Origin of the sequence: Psychromonas antarctica, assembly GCF_022267535.1 — a bacterium.
Taxonomy (GTDB): domain Bacteria; phylum Pseudomonadota; class Gammaproteobacteria; order Enterobacterales; family Psychromonadaceae; genus Psychromonas; species Psychromonas antarctica.
This window is the reverse complement of record NZ_JAHNZV010000197.1, coordinates 1-2,846: the sequence shown is the minus strand read 5'-3', so window position 1 is coordinate 2,846 and position 2,846 is coordinate 1. Positions and strand designations below refer to the sequence as shown.

The following is a 2,846-nucleotide window of genomic DNA, read 5'->3' as shown; positions in this document are numbered from 1 at the left end:
GCCAACCCAGAAAATTACCTGCCATGGAATTATCTAGAAAATAGTGAGTAACGGCTGACTTGCTTTCCAAAAAAGACTGAATTGGGCTAACCGCCCAAGTCAAACTATGCAGCCGTAAGCTCACCTCGTTCGGGCTTGTCCAACACCCAGATAAGGTGTCGGCTTCGCGACACCTATCCTTGTTTGTTAGTATCACAACACCAATGTAGGCAAATCCAATTCATCATATTTTATTTTGTACTTTCCCGCTAATTCAGGGTTCACCGAATATACAAAAGAAATCATTCCTTTCATGTGATTTGAAAATCCAATTATTGATTTATATTTATTTTTTTCACAATGATTAACAACACCATATTTTTTACAATAGTATAAGTCTGCTTTAATTTTGTCTCTCAGCTCCCTTGTTAATGACGGTTGGCTTCCATTAACATTTAAACCTGTTACTATTTTTCTTGCACCTGGAGGGATAACCCTTGTTTTCTGTTTATTTATTTCAAAGCCGAATTTTTTTAACTCATTTGAAACTTGGCGTTTAAAATCCATGACTTTTGCCCGAGTTGAGTTATTGAAAGAAAATGTTAAATCATCTGCGTACCTTGTATAACAACCAGAGTACTTCAAAGATAACATGATCAATATTTCATCTAATGTTTCGCAAATCAGATTCGATAAGGCAGGGCTAGTAGGAGCTCCTTGGGGTAAGCTACCAACACGAAATGAACTATACTCTTCAATTTTGTATTGTTTGTTAGTGTTATTCCACCGGTGTAGAGGTCTTTTATCATCTACTTTTGTGCACAATCTCGCTAGCTCAAGTGATAGCAACGATGAGTAGTTCATGCTTTTAAAGACATAATAAACTTGACGTTCAGAACAATTGTGAAAAAAATCACAAATATCCAACTTTAATAACCACTCGGCTTCGCAATGAGGCGAAGCATTGTCAACAATTGACTCCCCTTTTTTATATGCTTTAGCTGCCTCATGAATATTAGCATCAGCCAATATATTCCTAGCAATCCATGATTGAACTATTTTCAAAACAGGATGAGGTGCGTGAATGGTTCTTTGCCCCCCAGTCCGTTTTTTTATGCTAAATGTCCGATAATGAGGGTTAGTGTCAGAAAAATATCCTTTTCTCGATACAAATGCATGAAGATCAGAGTACTGAGTGTCTGTACAGTTCGCCAAATGGGAAAGTGTAAATATAACAGGCTTATGTTTTGATTTTATGGCTTTGCCACTTTTAACCAAAGTTAATAGATAATCAGGATCAAATCCTTTTTCTAAGCCATTTCGGTGGTAGGTATTAGGGTTCCATCGATTCATCTACTTAACCTCACGAAGTGAGGGTGATGCAAAAGATTTGGAATGAAGCCTACGCATGAACAAAGCTTTTGCATTACCCTTGCGCAATAGTAGACATTTCCATTGAGAAGTGGAATCCACTCTCTGCTGAAGTTAGACCAGCTAACACTAAATTTCACGATGAAACCCTAAGTAGCTAGTAGGATAGAAGTTTTCATATTCTTTATCAACAAATATTTTTTTGTTTTTACGATTGTTTTCTAACACATCCTCACCAAATTTTGACAGCTTCATGTTCTTATCAATGAGGCCAAATTTTATTAATTTATTGATAGCTTCTCCTGACTTATCTTTAATCGGTAGCAACACCTCCTCGATTTTCTTTCGAGTGTATTTACTTGATGATAACGCGAGAATTAAGTTATAAAGTCTTGCAGACTTATCTGTTTCTTCACAAAACTTCAAAGCTAACTGATATTGTCCAACTGTCCATAACAATTCAGGGTATGTTAAGTATGAAATGTTATTTTCAAATAAGGGATAAAGAGACGCATCAACTGAACGTTCACTAAATAGAGAATCCCAACGCTGATCTGAAATGCTATTTGTTTTTTTATTTGGTTTTCCGTTTGCCCACAAAATAGCTGGTGAATTATTTGGGCACCCATACTGAAAAACGACAGGAGAGCAGTTATCTCCGTAACCTAACGCAGCACCATTTTTATTTGTTCTTGATGCATATTTAATTAATAATTGTTTTATTCTTTCATTTCGTAATAGCTGAGAAGATTCAATCAGGTTCTGACTCTTCACCCTCGAAGCATCGATGGCAGTAATATTTTTACTAATTTTTTCTAATCCTATTTTATGAACCGTATGAGATACTATCCATATTTTGCAATAACCACCTGAGACCCAACTTTTAACTGATTTTGAGACATCTTTTCTCCAAAAATCAGTAAACCTTTTCCCGGAACCGATAAAGTCGTCTACATATATTATATGACGTACTTTCATTTGAGACATTGACGCTACCCTAGGCGAAAGCTCAACTCGTTTACCTAATTTATTTAATTTTCTTTCTAAATTTTTCAAAGTATGACCGATTCGACCAGAACTATCGTTTTCTAATTTTCGCTCTTTATCTATATTGAATTTGTTTTGTAAATTTTTTGAAACAGTAAAAATGGCTACACATGAATTATTAGATTTTTGGACATTTTCAACTATTTCTTCAACTTGGTTTTGTATACTTTTTTCAAAATCTGAAAGACTTACATAGTTGAGTGATTGCAACAACAGTTCTGCTGCATATCTATCAACCATATCGAACTGCATTAGCCATTTTTTTACTAATGGGATTTCTTTTATATCGAATGCCATGTGTAACCCATATTTGCTGGTGATGCATCGTGGTAGAACGATCTGTTACCAGACCGACCCCACACAGATCCGGACGTGCGGAACTACCGCATCCGGCTCTTCAGTTATATATTCACTCGTGTAAAACACGACCCTAGTACCAGTCGACCAGC

Annotated in this window: 2 protein-coding genes; both read right to left on the bottom strand. The window is 35.9% G+C overall.

Features of this window, described 5'->3' with window-relative positions; translation table 11 throughout:
* Positions 1-192: 192 nt before the first annotated feature.
* Positions 193-1,332 (bottom strand): reverse transcriptase family protein, encoded by a 1,140-nt coding sequence (locus KSO91_RS16790; protein ID WP_238744172.1) that lies wholly within the window; start codon positions 1,330-1,332, stop codon positions 193-195.
* 147 nt (positions 1,333-1,479) lie between these two features.
* Positions 1,480-2,694, bottom strand: a complete 1,215-nt coding sequence (locus KSO91_RS16785; protein ID WP_238744171.1) for a phosphoribosyltransferase-like protein — start codon at positions 2,692-2,694, stop codon at positions 1,480-1,482.
* Positions 2,695-2,846: the final 152 nt, after the last annotated feature.